18 protein-coding genes are annotated in these 16,272 nt (G+C 48.3%); 7 read left to right on the top strand and 11 right to left on the bottom strand.

Going from position 1 to position 16,272, the window contains the following annotated elements; all coding sequences use genetic code 11:
• Positions 1-64 precede the first annotated feature (64 nt).
• Together ACQY6Q_RS08935 and ACQY6Q_RS08930 are read left to right on the top strand one after the other, a co-directional pair.
• Positions 65-922, top strand: coding sequence for a Tim44 domain-containing protein (locus ACQY6Q_RS08935; RefSeq protein ID WP_427980363.1), 858 nt, complete (start codon positions 65-67; stop codon positions 920-922).
• Positions 923-1,228, top strand: coding sequence for a GIY-YIG nuclease family protein (locus tag ACQY6Q_RS08930; RefSeq protein WP_427980361.1), 306 nt, complete (start codon positions 923-925; stop codon positions 1,226-1,228). It abuts the gene before it with no gap.
• On the opposite strand, the gene ACQY6Q_RS08925 is transcribed toward ACQY6Q_RS08930, so the two are convergent.
• Together ACQY6Q_RS08925 and ACQY6Q_RS08920 are read right to left on the bottom strand one after the other, a co-directional pair.
• Entirely contained in the window at positions 1,220-2,041 is an 822-nt protein-coding gene (locus ACQY6Q_RS08925; protein ID WP_427980358.1) for a substrate-binding periplasmic protein, read from the bottom strand. The genes ACQY6Q_RS08930 and ACQY6Q_RS08925 overlap by 9 nt on opposite strands.
• A 108-nt stretch (positions 2,042-2,149) precedes the next feature.
• Positions 2,150-3,022, bottom strand: coding sequence for a DMT family transporter (locus ACQY6Q_RS08920; RefSeq protein ID WP_427980355.1), 873 nt, complete (start codon positions 3,020-3,022; stop codon positions 2,150-2,152).
• A gap of 113 nt (positions 3,023-3,135) precedes the next feature.
• Between ACQY6Q_RS08920 and ACQY6Q_RS08915 the strand changes: the two genes are divergently transcribed.
• Entirely contained in the window at positions 3,136-4,038 is a 903-nt protein-coding gene (locus ACQY6Q_RS08915; protein WP_427980353.1) for a LysR substrate-binding domain-containing protein, read from the top strand.
• On the opposite strand, the gene ACQY6Q_RS08910 is transcribed toward ACQY6Q_RS08915, so the two are convergent.
• Positions 4,025-4,648, bottom strand: a complete 624-nt coding sequence (locus tag ACQY6Q_RS08910; RefSeq protein WP_427980350.1) for a TetR/AcrR family transcriptional regulator — start codon at positions 4,646-4,648, stop codon at positions 4,025-4,027. The two genes, ACQY6Q_RS08915 and ACQY6Q_RS08910, sit on opposite strands and share 14 nt — an antisense overlap.
• 197 nt (positions 4,649-4,845) lie before the next feature.
• Here ACQY6Q_RS08910 and ACQY6Q_RS08905 point away from each other — a divergent pair, with 197 nt between their 5' ends.
• The 4 genes from ACQY6Q_RS08905 to ACQY6Q_RS08890 all read left to right on the top strand — a co-directional run bounded on the left by ACQY6Q_RS08905 (position 4,846) and on the right by ACQY6Q_RS08890 (position 7,807).
• Positions 4,846-5,379 carry a hypothetical protein gene (locus ACQY6Q_RS08905; RefSeq protein ID WP_427980348.1) on the top strand — a complete coding sequence of 178 codons (534 nt, stop codon included), beginning with the start codon at positions 4,846-4,848 and terminating at the stop codon, positions 5,377-5,379.
• Positions 5,369-6,952: a GMC family oxidoreductase N-terminal domain-containing protein gene (locus ACQY6Q_RS08900; protein WP_427980346.1), complete on the top strand. Its 1,584-nt coding sequence runs from the start codon at positions 5,369-5,371 to the stop codon at positions 6,950-6,952. The genes ACQY6Q_RS08905 and ACQY6Q_RS08900 overlap by 11 nt, the downstream gene beginning before the upstream one ends.
• A gap of 61 nt (positions 6,953-7,013) precedes the next feature.
• Positions 7,014-7,433 (top strand): secondary thiamine-phosphate synthase enzyme YjbQ, encoded by a 420-nt coding sequence (locus ACQY6Q_RS08895; protein WP_427980344.1) that lies wholly within the window; start codon positions 7,014-7,016, stop codon positions 7,431-7,433.
• Between the two features lie 62 nt (positions 7,434-7,495).
• Complete coding sequence (locus tag ACQY6Q_RS08890) at positions 7,496-7,807, top strand: DUF3301 domain-containing protein (protein ID WP_427980342.1); 312 nt, start codon at positions 7,496-7,498, stop codon at positions 7,805-7,807.
• 7 nt (positions 7,808-7,814) lie between these two features.
• Here the strand turns inward: ACQY6Q_RS08890 and ACQY6Q_RS08885 are convergent, their stop codons facing one another.
• The 8 genes from ACQY6Q_RS08885 to ACQY6Q_RS08850 form a co-directional block, all read right to left on the bottom strand.
• Positions 7,815-8,528, bottom strand: coding sequence for a sulfite exporter TauE/SafE family protein (locus ACQY6Q_RS08885; RefSeq protein WP_427980340.1), 714 nt, complete (start codon positions 8,526-8,528; stop codon positions 7,815-7,817).
• A 34-nt stretch (positions 8,529-8,562) separates the two neighbouring features.
• Positions 8,563-9,582: an oxidoreductase gene (locus tag ACQY6Q_RS08880; protein ID WP_427980336.1), complete on the bottom strand. Its 1,020-nt coding sequence runs from the start codon at positions 9,580-9,582 to the stop codon at positions 8,563-8,565.
• Between the two features lie 19 nt (positions 9,583-9,601).
• Complete coding sequence (locus ACQY6Q_RS08875; RefSeq protein ID WP_427980334.1) at positions 9,602-10,435, bottom strand: hypothetical protein; 834 nt, start codon at positions 10,433-10,435, stop codon at positions 9,602-9,604.
• A 173-nt stretch (positions 10,436-10,608) separates the two neighbouring features.
• Positions 10,609-12,705: a substrate-binding domain-containing protein gene (locus ACQY6Q_RS08870; RefSeq protein ID WP_427980332.1), complete on the bottom strand. Its 2,097-nt coding sequence runs from the start codon at positions 12,703-12,705 to the stop codon at positions 10,609-10,611.
• Between the two features lie 143 nt (positions 12,706-12,848).
• The gene (locus ACQY6Q_RS08865; RefSeq protein WP_427980330.1) at positions 12,849-13,874 is read right to left on the bottom strand and encodes a GGDEF domain-containing protein; all 1,026 of its coding nucleotides are present in this window, start codon (positions 13,872-13,874) and stop codon (positions 12,849-12,851) included.
• A 122-nt stretch (positions 13,875-13,996) separates the two neighbouring features.
• The gene (locus ACQY6Q_RS08860) at positions 13,997-14,287 is read right to left on the bottom strand and encodes a hypothetical protein (protein ID WP_427980327.1); all 291 of its coding nucleotides are present in this window, start codon (positions 14,285-14,287) and stop codon (positions 13,997-13,999) included.
• Positions 14,288-14,474: 187 nt separating this feature from the next.
• Positions 14,475-15,584 (bottom strand): aspartate-semialdehyde dehydrogenase, encoded by a 1,110-nt coding sequence (gene asd / locus ACQY6Q_RS08855; RefSeq protein ID WP_427980325.1) that lies wholly within the window; start codon positions 15,582-15,584, stop codon positions 14,475-14,477.
• Between the two features lie 162 nt (positions 15,585-15,746).
• The gene (locus ACQY6Q_RS08850; protein ID WP_427980323.1) at positions 15,747-16,094 is read right to left on the bottom strand and encodes a hypothetical protein; all 348 of its coding nucleotides are present in this window, start codon (positions 16,092-16,094) and stop codon (positions 15,747-15,749) included.
• Positions 16,095-16,272 lie beyond the last annotated feature (178 nt).

Here is a 16,272-nt window from a genome sequence, read left to right as displayed (position 1 = left end):
TGAACCTGCTGCTCAGCTCGGTACACTGCTTAACGCTGAATGAGACTCAAACAAGGTAGATTAAATGTTAAAAAAACTATTCAACATCATGGCTCTGGTGATGGCCGTTTTAATTGTGACGCCAGAAGTCGAAGCGAAACGCTTTGGTGGAGGTAAGTCTTGGGGAAAAAGCCAACCCACTTTTAAAAAGCAACCGAGCCAACAGTTGAATCAACAGCAAAGCCCAAATAGCGGAGCAACAAACACTGCTCGCCGTCCTAACATGATGGGGGGGTTATTGGGTGGCCTGTTGGCAGGTGGATTATTTGCAGCGCTGTTAGGTGGCGGTGCATTTGAAGGCCTGCAAATGATGGACATTTTGTTGTTTGCCTTAATTGCGTTTGTGGCGGTACGCTTCTTGCGCGGTTTAAACCAGCAAAAAGCTGCGGCAATGAATCATGCTTCGGCGACTGGCTACCCCGGTCCACAGCAACAGAATCAATGGCAGCAAGGCGGTTTTGCCAGTGCCAGTCAACTGGCTAGCGCAGAGCATCAAGACATTCCCTTTAATCCCCCAGCCGGTTTCGATAGGGTTGCCTTTTTAGATGGTGCTCGGGGGCATTTCGATACCCTACAGCGAGCTTGGAACGACAATAACTTAAGTTTGATGCAAGAATACTTAAGCATAGACTTGTATAACGCTTTGACTGAAGAACGTCGCTCTTATGGCAGCCAAGAGATAAATAGTAAAGTCCTGTTTGTTGATGCTGAGTTGGTGCGCGCCGATCACTCTATGCTGAATGCGGAAGTGAGTGTCAAATTCACTGGGCGGATCCGCGATGAAGTGAGTGGTGAGGAGAGTGAGCTAAATGAAGTGTGGCACTTAGAGCGTCGACTCGATCAGGATAATGCACCATGGCTTATCGTGGGTATTGAAGCTTAAATGACCGGCTCTCTCGCCGAAGCCACTGCCGTGAGAGAGTGGTTTGTTTATATGATTAGAACGCGACATCAGCACCTGTATACCGGGGTAACAACTGATGTCGCTCGGCGTTTTAAAGAGCATCAAAGTGGTGGGCTTAAGGGCGCCAAAGCCTTGCGCGGTAAGGGGCCTTTAGTGCTGGAGTTTCAGCAAGTTTTGGCTTCTAAGCGCCAAGCTCTGCAGCTTGAATATGCCATCAAGCAGCTACCCAAAGACAAAAAAGAACAGTTGCTGCAGGGGCATTTTGACTGGCGTAATTTACTGTAAGGGTTTAGCTATTGGTGCCCAGTCTTGAAGGCCGTAACGGGCTAGCAGCGTAGCCAACCGACCGCTGTTTCTTAGTTCTACCAGGCGAGCACTTAAACGTTTAGCCAGTTGGTAACTGAGGGGGTTTGCCGGTGAGAAGGCGATGTAGATGGGGGATGCGCTAAATTCTGCGGCAAAGCGGATCTGCTGATTTTTGCTGTGCAGATGAGCATGGTAACTGACCACGGTTTTGTCTTCGATGTAAGCGTCGATTTTCCCTTCCTGCAGTAGTTTATGCATCCGTTCTAAGGGCTGTTCGCTACGTATTATCACTAAATCTCGGCGTTGCTGTTGGGCTTTGATGTAGCCATCGAGTTCGGCGCTATAGGCATAATCGGCCGCTACCGCAATACGTAATTCATGTAAGGATATTAAGCCCTCGTATTGCCAAGGGTTATCTTGACGCATCACCAGAACTTGACGAGCGATGCCTACTGGAATTCGTGGGTAGACAAACCCCGGTGCTTCTCCTGGGAGTGCGCCAATTACCCCATCATAGAGCCCCAGCTTGGCATTACGTAATGCTCTAGACCAAGGTACTTCAACTAACTTTACTTGGTAGTCGGGAGCAAAAGCTAATTGCGCCAATTCAAGCACATAACCGGGCTGCTGGCTGTAGGTCGCGCAGTTATACGGGCACCAGCGGTCGGCTGCTAGATGGAGTGTGCTGGCTTGGCTGGGTGGAGCCAATACACTGAGGCTGATGATTAAATAAACAACTTGAGAAAAACGCTTAAACAAAACACATGGCATAAACTGGCTTTGTTTAAGCATTACTAAAATCCGAGTTAAGGGCAAGGAGGCTTAATATTTAATTGATTGTTCGAGCAAAGATTTAAGTACAACCCGCAGTGCGCAATACGCAATACCGTGGGTTGTTGATCAAGTGTTGGTGCTGAGTTCGCTTTTGGGGGGCTTGCGTAGGCTGCGTTTGCCAATCAATACTAAAGGTAAAATAATCATGGCGGCACCAAGCCAGGTAAGGGTATCGGGCATTTCACCAAAGCTAAACCAGCCGATTACTGCTGCACCTATTAGCCCCGTGTATTCTGAGCTAGAGATGGTATTGGCATCGGCAGTTTTATAGGCCACCACCGAACCCGCATGCAGAAACAAAATAAATAAACTACTGCCGGCAGCTAAATAAAGTAGCTGCCAATTAATGCCTTGCAGCTGGGGTAGGGCCAATAAAAAAGTGGCGGGTACCACCATCATATTGGTCCAAAATAAGCTGGTGATCACCGACTCTTGCCGAGGAATGTACTTCACAGTTAAGTTGCTTAAGGCCAGTGTTAAAGCCGTACCTAGTGCAGCCAGAGCGCCCCAGTTAAATTCTGTCGGGCGAATAATTACCAGTACTCCGGCAAAACCGATCATTGCCGCTACCAATTGGGTGCGGTTGATACGCGTTTTATGTAACCACATGCCGAGCGGTAGCATCATGATTGGAGCCGCGTAAAACAGCGCGTTGGCGGTGGCGAGAGGTAGCGCAACTAAGGCTAATACCATACAAGCAGAACCGAGTAACCAGAGGTGGCCGCGCACTATATGTACCATTGGCTTTTGCGGTAGCTTCTGTTTGGTGAAGAGAAACAGCGGCAGTAACATCAGCAAGGTACTCAGTTGCCGATAGAGCAAAATTTCAAACAGCGAGGCCTGTTCTCCCGCCACTTTCATCAGGGCGTCGGACAGTACAGCAATTTGATTGGCTACCACCAAAATCAAGATGGCAATAACAGTGGGGTTGTGACGCATTATTGCCTCCCTTGGTGGTTTGCTGACAGCGTAGAACGCTTAGTGTAGATGCTTGTTAAACATTAAAATAATGATAATATTTTTCAATATATGAAAAATATTAATGTATTGCTATGCGAACCCTACCTCCTCTTAATGCGCTGATTGCCTTTGAAGCCGTGGCTCGTAATCAAAGTGTGGCAAAGGCTGGCGATGAGCTGGGTATTAGCCAAAGTGCGGTGAGCCACCGGCTGCGCTTGTTGGAAGATTTTCTAGCCGAACCCTTGTTTGATAAGGTGGGGCGGCAGTTACAACTGAGTGATATTGGGCGTAGCTATTTTTCAGAGGTGGAGCGGATCCTCAACGAGCTGAGTCATTATACTCGGCAGGTTAAAGGCGAGCGACTCGATCAATTACGCTTAACCACCTATAGCTCCTTTGCCTTGAAACGTTTGGTGCCGATGTTACCCAGCTTTCGCGCGCGCTATCCGGAAATCGATTTACGCTTGCAAATGATTACTGAAGAACCGGTATTGTCGAGCAAGAGTGGTGATTTGTTTATTTGTTTGTCTAACACCGCGCCAGGTTATGCCAGCCATTTGCTGCATAAAGAGCGGCTATTGGCGGTGTGCTCTCCCAGCCTTTATCAAGAAATCGATCATCAAAACTGGCAGCAGGATATCAGCAATTTTCCCCTGTTATCTTGTGATTTAGAAGACGATGCCAAGCAGTCGGGTGGTGACTGGGCGGTTTGGTCAAAAAGTCTAGGCATTGCGCTGCCCCAGAACCAAGCCTTTCATTGTTTTAGCCATCAGGTATTAGCCTTGGAGGCGGCAGAGACCAGTCAGGGCATTGCCTTGGTGAGTGACTTCATGGTGGAGCAGGATATTCGTCAAGGTAAGCTGGTGGACTTACCGGTATCGGCGGTCTACACCGGTTATGATTTTTATCTTTGTTATAAGCAGGCCCGCAGTCGTGAACCTGGCCTAAGCGCGGTGGTGGATTGGCTCAAGGAAACGGCGGCTAGTCCACAATAAGCTTCACCAACATCAGACTGAGGCTATCGACAAAGTTAAGTCGTAGAAGCGCAAACTCGTCATTGTTCATCACTTGCTGCATGGTGGCTGAAGGATGGCTGGTATGCCAGCAGCCAATAACCGCTTGGTATAAAAACATCACTTTATTCAAGGCTTGCTGCTGGTTTAGCTGCGGTGACCAATGCAAAAATAGACTGCACAGCTGTTCCGCCATGGTTTTTAACTCGCGTTTAAATTGAGTGGCCTGTTCTAGATTTTGCTGCTTCTCCAAGACGGTGTGTAAGATTGCCGAGAGATAACAAAAGGTGGGTTGGGCTGCAATAGTCTCAGCCAATACTCTGGGCCTGAGGGCTTGTTTGGACAGTCGCTCGATGGCACTTAATAGCTGTTGGGCTTCTTCGATATACAGTGCCATAAACAGACTTTCTTTGTTGGCAAAGTAGCGATATAGGGCGGGTTTAGATAAATCCAGCTGCTGTGCCAGTTGGCTCAGCACGACCTTGTCGTAGCCGTGTTCCTCAAGTGTTTGTTTAGCCGCATCAAGAATTTGCCGCCGCCGAAGTTGTTTTTGTTGGGGGCTCACTGCCCGCTTATTAATTGCTGTGGTCACGTTGCTTGTTACTCCCTTTGCTGCTTAAACCATAGCCAGAATCAATCTTAAAAGCCATTGTGATACCTGCCGGTAGGAGAGCTGATGAGTTCAAGCAAGGTCAAATAAAACTAAGTTACTCTTGGAAACTTGAGTTAAAGCTTATCAGGGTTTATACCCTTAGAGGGCTTTAATTAGGCTTAGTTTGGGAGGGAAGAGTGGCTTTACAGCGACGACAGTTATTGAAATACGCGGCGCTTGTTAGCGCCTTTGCTGGTGGCGGTGCTTGGTTGGTGGCCGATTTCCCAGTGGCATTTGAACCGGCGGCAAAGATGAAGCTAAAGGCTTCTGAACAGCAGATTTTTTGGTGGCTTATTCCCGCCTTTATGGATGGCGTGATCGCGCCTCAAGATAGCCAAGCTAAACGCGCCTTACTGCAACGAATTGACCAAGCCTTTCAAAGTTTAAGTCCTGCCACTCAAGCCGAATTACGACAATTACTTGAGTTACTGGCATCGCGTGCTGGCTGGTTATTGTTAAGTGCTGGCCTCACGCCTTTGAGTGAGCTTAGCCTGCAACAACGCCTACACTTGCTTGAGCAATGGCAGCAGCATTATTTGCAACTACTGCGTCAGGCTTATCAAGGTTTGCATGAAATTATTTATGCGGCCTGGTATGGCGACCCCAGTACCTGGCTTGCTATTTCTTACCAACTGCCTGCCGCTGCCAAGGTGTTATTTGATGATCAGTGACCCGATAACGCAAGGCTTGGCCGGTGGTTGGCAGCATTTAGACGGTGCGTTGCAGCAAGACGCGCAACACTTAGAGTGCGATGTGCTTATTGTGGGCAGTGGAGCGGGCGGCGGTATTTGTGCACAGGTGCTGGCCGAAGCTGGTCTGGCGGTGATTTTGGTTGAACAGGGGCCGCTTAAGAGTAGTCAAGATTTTAAGCTGCAAGAGCGTTACGCCTATCCCGATCTCTATCAAGAGTCGGCGGCGCGAAAAACTAAGGATAAGGCGATTCGCATTTTTCAAGGGCGTTGTGTGGGTGGTTCCACTACGGTGAACTGGACAACCTCGTTGCGCACGCCTGAGCCCACCTTACAACATTGGCAGCAACATTGGGGTTTAAGTCCGCTCAGTGGAGCCGCTTTGGCCCCCTATTTTGCAAAAGCTGAACAGATGCTGAACATTCAGCCTTGGTTAAACCACAACCCCAACAATGCGCTGTTGGCTAAAGGCTGTGAAAAATTGAATTGGTCTTACCAAAGTATTCCGCGCAATGTAAAGCAGTGCTGGGATCTGGGTTACTGTGGCATGGGTTGTCCCACTAATGCGAAACAATCGATGCTGGTAACGGCCATACCTGCGGCTTTGAATGCTGGAGCGCGAATATTAAGTCGCTTTAGTGTGGCGCGTTTACTGATTAAGCAGCAACAGTTGCAAGGCGCCAGTTTACAGGCCTTGGATGCTAAGCTTCGCCCTAGCGGAATCACCGTGACGGTGCGAGCGCGACACGTGGTCTTGGCCGCTGGGGCGATAGGTTCTCCAGCGGTGTTGTTGCGCTCCAAGGTACCCGATCCCTACCAGTTGGTGGGCAAACGTACTTTTCTTCATCCCAGTGTTATGAGCGGAGCCTTATTTACGCAATCAGTGAATAGCCATCAGGGGGCGCCGCAATCGGTCTATTCCGATCATTTTGTTTGGCAAGATGGAGTTGAAGGTGAGTGCGGATATAAGATGGAAGTGCCGCCGGTTCATCCTATTTTGCTAGCCACTACGCTCAGCGGCTTTGGTCGTTTTCACCAACAGCTGATGGCGCGTTACCCACATCTTCAAGTTACCATCGCCTTGCTAAGGGATGGCTTTCATCCTGATAGCCAAGGCGGAACAGTGCAGCTGCGTGAGGACGGTAGTCCAGTGTTGGATTATCCCTTCAATGAGTTTATGTGGCGTGGCGCTCGACGGGCTTTGCTGAGCATGGCAGAGTTGCAGTTTGCTGCGGGGGCTCGCCGAGTATTTCCCTTACACGAGCAAGCGCGCTTATATCGCTCGTGGTCAGAAGCCAAACAGGCCATTGCTAGTTTGCCGATGCAGGCGCTAGCAACACGCCTAGCCTCGGCCCATGTTATGGGCGGCTGTGCGATGGGCGGTGATAAGCGTAGCTCCGTGGTCGATCATCAAGGGCAATACCGTTGGTTGTCGGGTTTAACGGTAATAGACGGTTCGGTGTTTCCTACCAGCCTAGGAGCCAATCCCCAACTGACCATTTACGCCTTGGCCTTAAGAAATGCTGAGTTGTTGGTTAAACGTTTGCGGGGCTAAGCTTTACAAGCGTCGGTGGCCACGCTTAGTCTAAAGGGAAATGAATAAAAGGCGAACCGACATGTGGTTACAACGAAGGCTGACATTATCAGCTAAAACCCGAGGCTTTCATTTGGTGACGGCCGAGTTAGTGGCGCAGTTACCCGAGTTGAGTCAGATAAAGCAGGGTTTGTGTCATTTATTGCTGCAGCATACCAGTGCCAGCTTAAGCTTAAACGAGAATGCCGATCCTAGTGTGCGCAGTGATTTAGAAGCCTACATTAATCGCTTAGTACCGGAAAATGCCGCTTATTTTGAGCATATTTATGAAGGAGCCGACGACATGCCGGCACATATTAAAGCCAGCTTATTGGGTTGCCAGCTCAGTCTACCGATCAGTAATGGCCAATTAGCCTTAGGCACTTGGCAGGGAATTTACCTTGGTGAACACCGAAACTATGGAGGAGAGCGCCATATACTAGCCAGCTTACATGGCGAATAGCCGCCTTGTGATTGGTATTCTCATCCCCATATCTAAGCAATAGCCTAACTTAAGTGAGCAACATGGATTTACTGGCCATTTTTATTTTTTGTTTGATTGTGATGTTGTTCTGGCGACGACGTAAGGATGCGGAGCGAGCTCAATGGTTAATTAAGCAAAAATGCCAACAATTAGATTTACAGTTACTCGACGTTAACTTTAAGCGCGAGAAGCCGCAAAAAATGGCTGGCTATTGGCGCTGGTGCCGTTTTTATCAATTTGAATTTTCCTCCACCGGCGATAGCCGCTATCAGGGGCAACTCATTATGGCGGGCAGCCAATATAAGTTTGAATTACCCGTTTACCGAGTGACTGACGACTTGTTTGAAGGCTAGTGTCTGTTTAGTGTACAAAGAAATAGGCCAACATTGCGCTGCCGCCAGAAAGCGCACACAGAGCCAGAGAAAAATGCCGCATCCATTGTTGCGGTATTTTTTTGCCATAACGCTTTGCCACCCAAGCGCCGAATAAGGCTGCGGGGATCAGCGGTAAGCTGACTTGTAGATGAGTCCAAGACATGTAGCCAATGGGAATTTGTACCAGCAACGAGATAAGGCAACTGGCGACAAAAAAAGCCGATAAGTTGGCGCGTAAATAGTGAGCTTGTTGATGTTGTAGTAATAAGGCCATGGGCGGGCCTCCGATGGAGCTGCTGGTTCCCATGAAACCCGATAAAAAACCGGCGATAGCCAGCCGCTTCGGGGTGGGGGCGATGCGCAAGGGAAACAAACTGATGGCGACGGCAATTAATACCGATAGACCCAGCCAAAACGATAGGCTTGCTGGGTCTGCCCAAACCAGTAGTACTGCGCCGGCTAGCGAACCGGGGATCCGCCCTAGAATGGCCGACTTTAAGCCCGCCAGCGAAATGCTGGCGCGATGTTCAAAAGCACTTAGCCCTGAGACAAACAGCGCCACAATAATCACTGGCCCAGGCACATAAAGCGGCGATAGCTGAAACAGCAGCGGCGCGGCAATGACCGCTAAGCCAAAACCAATAGTGTACTGTACCAAGGAGCCAATAAATATCAGCAGACAAGCGAGTAGTGTCAGCAAGGTTCGCTACCTTGCGCTAATGCTGTTTGCAAATCTATGGCACCGTAGCGAGACTTTGTTGCTGGTGGCTTTGCATCGCGAGCTCGATGATTTTAATTACCTCGGCCGCTTGGCCCGCGCTTACCGCTAAAGGCGTACCATTGTTCACGGCGTTAACAAAGTTGTCGTAGAAGGCGAGGTAATTTCCCTTCATCAGCGGTTTGTGCAAGCTGGCTTGACTCGCTAGATGAATTTCACTGCGATTACTGTCGGCGCCAAAGGTGGCCGCTTTAGCAGACAAACCTGCACTTAGTTGCTGCTCTTGAGGATCTAAACCCCATTTGGCATAGGACCCTTTGCTGCCGTGAATTTGAAAACGAGGTCCCGGCTCAATAACCAGGGAACTACAGCAGAGCTGCACCTTTTTGTCGGGATAAATCAGATGTAGGTCGAAGCAGTCTGGGGTGAGGGCCCCCTTACGTTGACTGGCAAGATAGGCCCATAGCCGCTCGGGTTTGCCAAACAAACACAGGGCTTGATCGATGAGATGAGCGCCTAAATCATAGAGTACCCCGCCTCCTTGAGGATCCAGTTCTTTCCAGCGTTGCTTCACTTCCGGGCGATAACGGTGGAAATGGGCGCGGTAGCTATGCACCTCCCCTAAGCTTTGGCTGGCCAGTAATTGCTGAATGGTAAGAAAGTCGCTGTCCCAGCGGCGGTTATGAAATACGCTCAAACACTTACCGCTTTGTTCGGCAATGGCTTGTAGCTCCAGGCACTGCTCGCTAGTTACCGCCAGAGGTTTCTCTACCACTACGTGTTTACCCGCGAGTAAAGCCTGCTTGGCTTGTTCGGCATGTAGCGAATTAGGGCTGGCAATCACTATGATGTCGATATCGGGATGGGCAATTAGCTCATCGCTGCTTAAACACATCGTGTGGGGATAGCTGTCGGCAATCTCCTGCTGGCGAGAGCTAGCAATGGCCAATAAATTGAGTTGAGGGTGGGCGCTAATTAGCGGGCCATGAAATACCCGGCCGGATAAACCAAATCCAATAATTCCAACGTTTAACATGCTCACTCCTATCTGGGACTTAAGGCAAGGGGATGCGCGATAGCTTAATGCTATCAGGTTGCTGGCGCATGACAGAAAGTAGCCAAAGTTGCTGGCCATCGCTGGCGATGGCTTGAGCCGTGTCTGGCTGAGCCAAGGCTATCACTTGTTCGACCTTACCAGAAAGCGGGTCGATGTCTAACAAACTACTGTAACGGGCGCTCAGTACATACCAGTGGCCCTGATGTCTGGTCATGCTGCCTAATTGGTATTGGCTAAGAGATTGCTGCTGTTGCTCATTGGCTACGCTGAGTTCAAAACTCTGTTGCTGTTGGGCTTCGCGGTCGCCTCGGTAGCAACGTTTTAGCCCCTCGCGTTCACAGGTATAAAAACGCTGGGTTTGTGGCTCCCACATTAGGCCTGCGGTTTTATGTAGCAAACCGCCTTTCAGCCATTTGCGTTTATCTATATAGCGCCAATGTTGGCTCTGTTGTTCAAAGTAGAGTAGCCGGCCATCACTGGAAATGGCCACTAGGTGTTGGTCAACTAAAACCATGTCGGCAATATCGCCGCTGGTGGGGAGTGCCGACAATTCGACTTGATCTAAGTTCGGGTTGAGGTAAGCCAGTTGCGCTGAGCCATTCACCAGCACGGTTTGTGGTGCAAGGGTGCCGACTAACCAATGTTGCTGATCGGGCCACCACAGCAGGCTAGCGGCATTACTAATACCGTCGATTTGGGCGACCAATTGCGGTTGCACGGTGTTACTGGCGAGCGGGCTGGCAGGGTAATCACTACTTGGTGGGGGAAACAGTACCAGACCGAGCAAGGTCCCCAACATTAATAAGGCGATTAATCCTATAACTTTTAACATGTTTTACCTGTTTGATGGTGTGTGGTGCATGGTCTTCACTGAGTTGCTGGTATCGCAGCTCGCGGTGCCACATCTTAACAAGTTTACCAGCATACAGGGGGGAGTATTGCTGCTCAATAGCCAGTCATATTGCTGAGCATTAGTCTATGACTAAGCTGTTCGAGCTGAAGCTTTCAGCACAAGTCGCTTAGCGGAATGCTAATAGTAAAGCAAAAGCCTTGTTCAGGTTGAGTATTAATGTTGAGTTGCCAGCGTAGTTTTTGGGTGATTAAGTTGAACACGATGTGCATGCCTAAGCCGCAGCCACCGCTGGTTCTGGCTGTTGTATAGAAGGGCTCAAAAATGTGATTGACGGTTTCTTGGCTAGCACCGTGGCCATCGTCACTGAAGCTGAGCTGGATTTCTTGAGCCAGCCTTTGCAGCTTGATGTCAATTCGGCCGACTCGTTTTCCGCCATCTAAGCCGTGGATTAAGGCATTAGTGAACAGGTTGGTGATCACTTGGGCGATGGCTCCGGGAAAGGTAAAGACACGAATACTGGGGTCAAGCTCGGTATGCAGGCTTACCTTACTAGTTTTAAGTTGATGCTGCAGGCTGCGTAATACTTTGTTGATGTAGTCAGCTAGATTGATTTCCCTCTGCTCTTCATAACTTTGGTCAACCGCGACTTGTTTGAAGCTGGTGATTAGTTCGGCCGCTCGTTGCGCGCTGTTGATGATGATTTCGGTGGTATTACTCGCGTCATTTACAAACTGTTCAAAACGGGTTTTAGTGAGCTGTTGCTGGTGCATTTGTTGGGCTAGCCATTCAACCTGTTCTTTTAAATGGCTGGCTGCCAGCAGGCTATTGCCTAATGGCGTATTGATTTCGTGGGCGACGCCGCTCACCAAGCTGCCTAGCGCCGCCATTTTTTCGCTAAGTTCTACTTGAGCTTGGTATTGTTTGGTTTCTTCCAATAAGCGCTGGTGGTCGATGATGTCGGCGATTTGAGGCGTGATAAATTCAATAAACTCGGCATGAGCACTCTCGCTTAGGGCTAACAAGTAGCCAAAATGCTGTTGTTCGGTTTTTAGCTCGGTCATAACCCAAAGGCCTTGATGGACTGTGTTACTGATGTCCTGATCAAAATGCTCCGGTAAAACTTGTGCACATTTATTTTTTTGCGACTGAGTAGAGGGCAATTGTTGGCTTAAGCAGGTTTGGCTTTGCCCTTGAGCGTTAAAGCTATCTTGATAAATATAAAGTTCAGGAATACCTAGCTCTTTGAGGGTGGGTTGAGCTTGCGCCAGTATATGATGTAAATCGTGGCGTTGGTGAAATAAACGCGTTACCGACAAGCGCTGAGCGTTACTGTCTCGTTGTTGAATCAACAAGCGCTGGCGTTCATCGTTATTATGTAACAGTACGTCGTTAACCGAAACGCCACTACTGGCACGTAAGATCGACATGGTTTCCAGCTGATATTGTGCTTCTAACTCCACACCGTTTAGTAAATCCACCAGTAGTTGTGCCGCTAAAGAACCAGTGCGCTGGGCCGGGTAAATGGCGGTAGATAGACTGGGGCGGATAGCATCGGCATATTCAAAATCATCAAAGCCGGTGACTTTAACCTGCTGCGGAATAGCAATCTGTTGGCGTTCCAGCTCTTCTATCACTCCTTTGGCGCTGAGATCGTTAACACACATAATGGCATCGGGAATACGCTGGTATTGCTCTAACCATTGGCGGCATAACTTGGTCGCCGTAGCGGTAGTCATATCGCCGTATAAATGCTGTTGTGGCGGAAGGTTTAAGCCCTGTTGTTGCAGCGTATCGGCCAGCGCCCGATAACGTTGTTGTGAGTCAAAATTATTTTTAGGGCCATCGATGTAAAGAATATCTTTACAGCCAATGTCTAGGATGTGTTTTGCGAGCTGCTGCATTCCGCTGTAATTGTCTACCAATACCGAGGGCACGTTGTCTAAGATGCTGCCAACGTTAATTAAGGGCAGGTCGCCAATTACCTTTAGTACTTGTTGCATTACATCGCTTGAAGTTTTGTAGCCCACGCCACCGCCATAGAGCAATACGCCATCGATATTTAGTTTTGGCAGCTGCTCCAGTAACCATAGGTCCTTAGATTTAAACAGTTCAGCTTCGGCTAAATAGCCAATAGGGATGAATAAACAGCTGAACAGCTTAGGGTCTAAGCTGGTTTGCACGCCACGAATAATTTGTTGGTCGATGGTTTGCGATAAGGTGGGTAAAACAATAGCGATGCGTTTTTTCATGCCACTCTGGTTTAGCTAATTTTAGATTCTACTTTAGCAAGTGATGGCAGCTTTGCTGTGATTTGCTTAAGAATATAGTTATTCGTTACGATTTGCGTTGGAAAATGTGAAGGCGAAGCGTGTGTTAATACTTCGCCTTAAGCCTAGTTCACGATAGGCATTACTCGGTTACGGCCTAAGCGCTTGGCTTCATATAGTTGTTTGTCGGCGGCTTCAATCAGGGCTTTAGATTGACTGACAGGGTTGTATTCGGCGATGCCAAAGGAGCAGGTGATATTGTCGATAGTTTGCTGACTGCGACGGTCTTTCAAGCTGAGTTTTTCTACCGCTCGGCGAATTGATTCTGCTAGGTGCCTAGCTGAACGTAAGTTTGAGTTGGGACAAATAATCGCAAACTCTTCGCCGCCCACTCGATAGGCACGAGCGCCATCACGGCAGCTTTCGTTGAGTCGCTTTGAGACGATTTTTAATACCTGGTCGCCCAGTAAATGCCCGTAATTATCGTTAAAAACTTTAAAGTGGTCGATATCGCCAAGGATCAGACACAAGCCCTGTGGTTGTGCATCGATGAGATCTTTAAAGTCGGCCTCAAAGGCGCGTCGGTTGAGGATGCCCGTTAAAGCATCGAACAGCGCATCTTTGGCGGTTTCTTTTAGTTGGTTTTTAAGGGTTTCTATTTCGGCTTTGGCTTTATCTAATTGAGCGTGGAAGAAGTCCGTGTTTTGGCGAATGTTAGCGGCATCATTAATTAAGCTTCTGACTACGCCCATTACTTGGTCTAAAGGCATACCATCTTCTTCAATACGGTGAAGCTTGGCGAAGTTATTCTCGATACTATTTTGAAAGGCACTGGCATTAGAGCCCGTATCCAGCATGGTTTGCGATAACTCGGTGGCCATGGCTTCTAAGCATAAGCGAGTATCGTTAATGTCCAGTTCATTTTGCTTGGCAATATGGTTGCGATAGAGCTGTTCACTGCTAGTGCTAGGTACGGTGTTATATTGATTGATCACTTCATCGATAGCGGCAGTGAGTTCGGGGTTTTGGTCATCAACGTAGAGATACCACAGCGCATAATTATTGGGCGTAGCCGCTATCTGATGCTTCATCATTAGTGGTACGGCTTTTTTTAAATTTAGCGTTGCTCTCTTGAATAATTTGTCGCTCATAAAGCATCCGTTTGTTACTGCTTACCGCGGCGTCCTTGCAGCATTCACCTAGTAAGTGATAAACCGTTTTTATGTGAGGCGCCTGTTTTAGGAAGCCGTTTATTATTTCTTGGTTTACAGAATTATTGCGGGCACAAATAAACATGTGCACTGAGCATTTCTGGTTCCGCGGTAGTTAAGTCCGTCAATTTTACCGCATTACCGTGCATGGCCATGACTCTGTCGTTAAGTGATTGTTTATATTGTTGATCGCTTAAACTATGCGAGGCTGCGTTAAATACCCCTAAAATTTCGCAATCAACCACATCCTGAGCATTTTGCGTGATCATCACCCCTTGCTGTTGTTCAGAAGATGAATTAGAACAAGCGGCTAAAGCCATAAACACACTACTTACAATGAGTTTTTTTATCATCACTAAATCCTAACAATGCAAATACGCGAAGTTTTTCTTATCAATAGCTTAGTCAATTTTATTGGCGGGGGAAAACAATTTACCGCTTATTTTAATCTGACTTGGCTTAGCGCAATTTTACTGAATAGCTACTTGGTTTCGCTCAATAAAAAGCCCAGTCATGGGACTGGGCTGGTAACTCGAATGGTTATTTTTCTATTAAAATCCGTAACATTCTGCGTAGCGGCTCGGCGGCTCCCCACAAGAGTTGGTCGCCAACGGTGAAGGCAGAGATGTACTCTGGGCCCATATTCAACTTACGAATACGTCCTACCGGTACACTTAGGGTGCCGGTGACTTTAGTGGGCGTTAATTCTTGGGCTGATAGTTCACGATCGTTAGGGATAACTTTCACCCAATCGTTGTGTGCCGCTAAAATGGCCTCAATTTCGGCCACAGGCAAATCTTTCTTCAGCTTAATGGTAAGTGCTTGGCTATGGCAGCGCATAGCGCCAATGCGTACACAAATACCATCGATAGGTGTTTGGCTATCGCTAGTGCCTAAAATCTTGTTCGCTTCTACTTGAGCTTTCCACTCTTCTTTACTTTGGCCGCTGGCAAGTGGCACATCAATCCAAGGGATTAAGCTGCCTGCTAGTGGTACACCAAATTGATCAGTTGGAAAGTCTTGGCTACGCATTTTTTCCGCTACTTTACGATCAATATCGAGAATGGCTGAAGCGGGATCGGCTAATTCGCTTGCCACTTCATCACGGATTGTGCCCATTTGACTGATTAGCTCACGCATGTTGCGGGCACCAGCGCCGGATGCCGCTTGGTAAGTCATTGGGCTGACCCATTCAATGAGGTCTTTTTCAAATAAACCGCCAATGGCCATGAGTAATAGAGAAACGGTGCAGTTTCCACCTACATAGGTTTTCACGCCGTCAGCTAAGGCTTGATCAATGACGTGGCGATTAACCGGATCGAGTACAATCACGGCATCGTCTTCCATACGTAGAGCTGATGCGGCATCGATCCAATAACCATCCCAGCCACTAGCGCGCAGCTTAGGGTAGACCTCTTTGGTGTAATCACCACCCTGACAGGTGATAATGGTGTCCATGGTTTTTAGGCTGTCGATATCGAAGGCATCTTGAAGAATGGTGTCGCCAGTGCCTACATCAGGGCCGGCAATACCAACTTGAGATGTACTAAAAAAAACGGGGTTAATGTGGGCAAAATCGCTCTCATCGCGCATACGCTGCATTAACACGGAACCCACCATGCCGCGCCAACCAACCAAACCTACTTTCATGGCCTGTTTACATCCTTTATTTTATGAACTTGTGTTTGCTCTCTGGTTAAACAAGCTGTTTTAACCAAGACCTGAGGGTAACATTGGCTAGCCAATAACTCTAGCGCTTCAGCAGCAAATAGGATGTTTTTTGAACGTATCGTGCTGGCGATTGCCGCAGACTTAACGGCTATTGCTTTGAGGAAAATTTACCACCTTAGGTGCTTGCCGTTGTTCGTCGCCAATTGGAATGCGGCGAGTGCGTCGTTGACCCTGTGAATAGCGGTCATAACTGGCTTCAGATATACCCATTTCTTGACAAAATTCGACAAAGGTAGCGAAGTCTTTGCCGCTGAAGGTTTTGTCGGCGCGGCTGAGTTGGCTGTCGATGTAGGCCTGGCTGCCGTTAAAACTAATGTTGGCGCAGGCATCGTAGGGTTGCCCGTACTCGCTCACTCTAATAGCCCGCACCATTTTTATCTCAAAGATCCAGTCTCCAATTCTTAAACAGCGCTGTTCAAATTGTTCCATTTTTTGCTTCCTTAGCAGAGGGGAGAAGAAGAAATGCTTATATTGGTTGTTGCAGCAAGAACCGGTAGCACAAATTGAGCCAGTTATTTAAGGCATATAAATCAGTGGTTTAATGAGTGGGGTTGCTAAGGTGAACTGAAAGCTGTCGGCAATTGACGACAGTTGGCTTGGGGGAGTC

This window comes from Agarivorans sp. (assembly GCF_050295395.1).
Lineage (GTDB): Bacteria > Pseudomonadota > Gammaproteobacteria > Enterobacterales > Celerinatantimonadaceae > Agarivorans.
The sequence above is the reverse complement of the archived record's forward strand: the minus strand, read 5'-3'. Positions and strand labels throughout refer to the sequence as shown.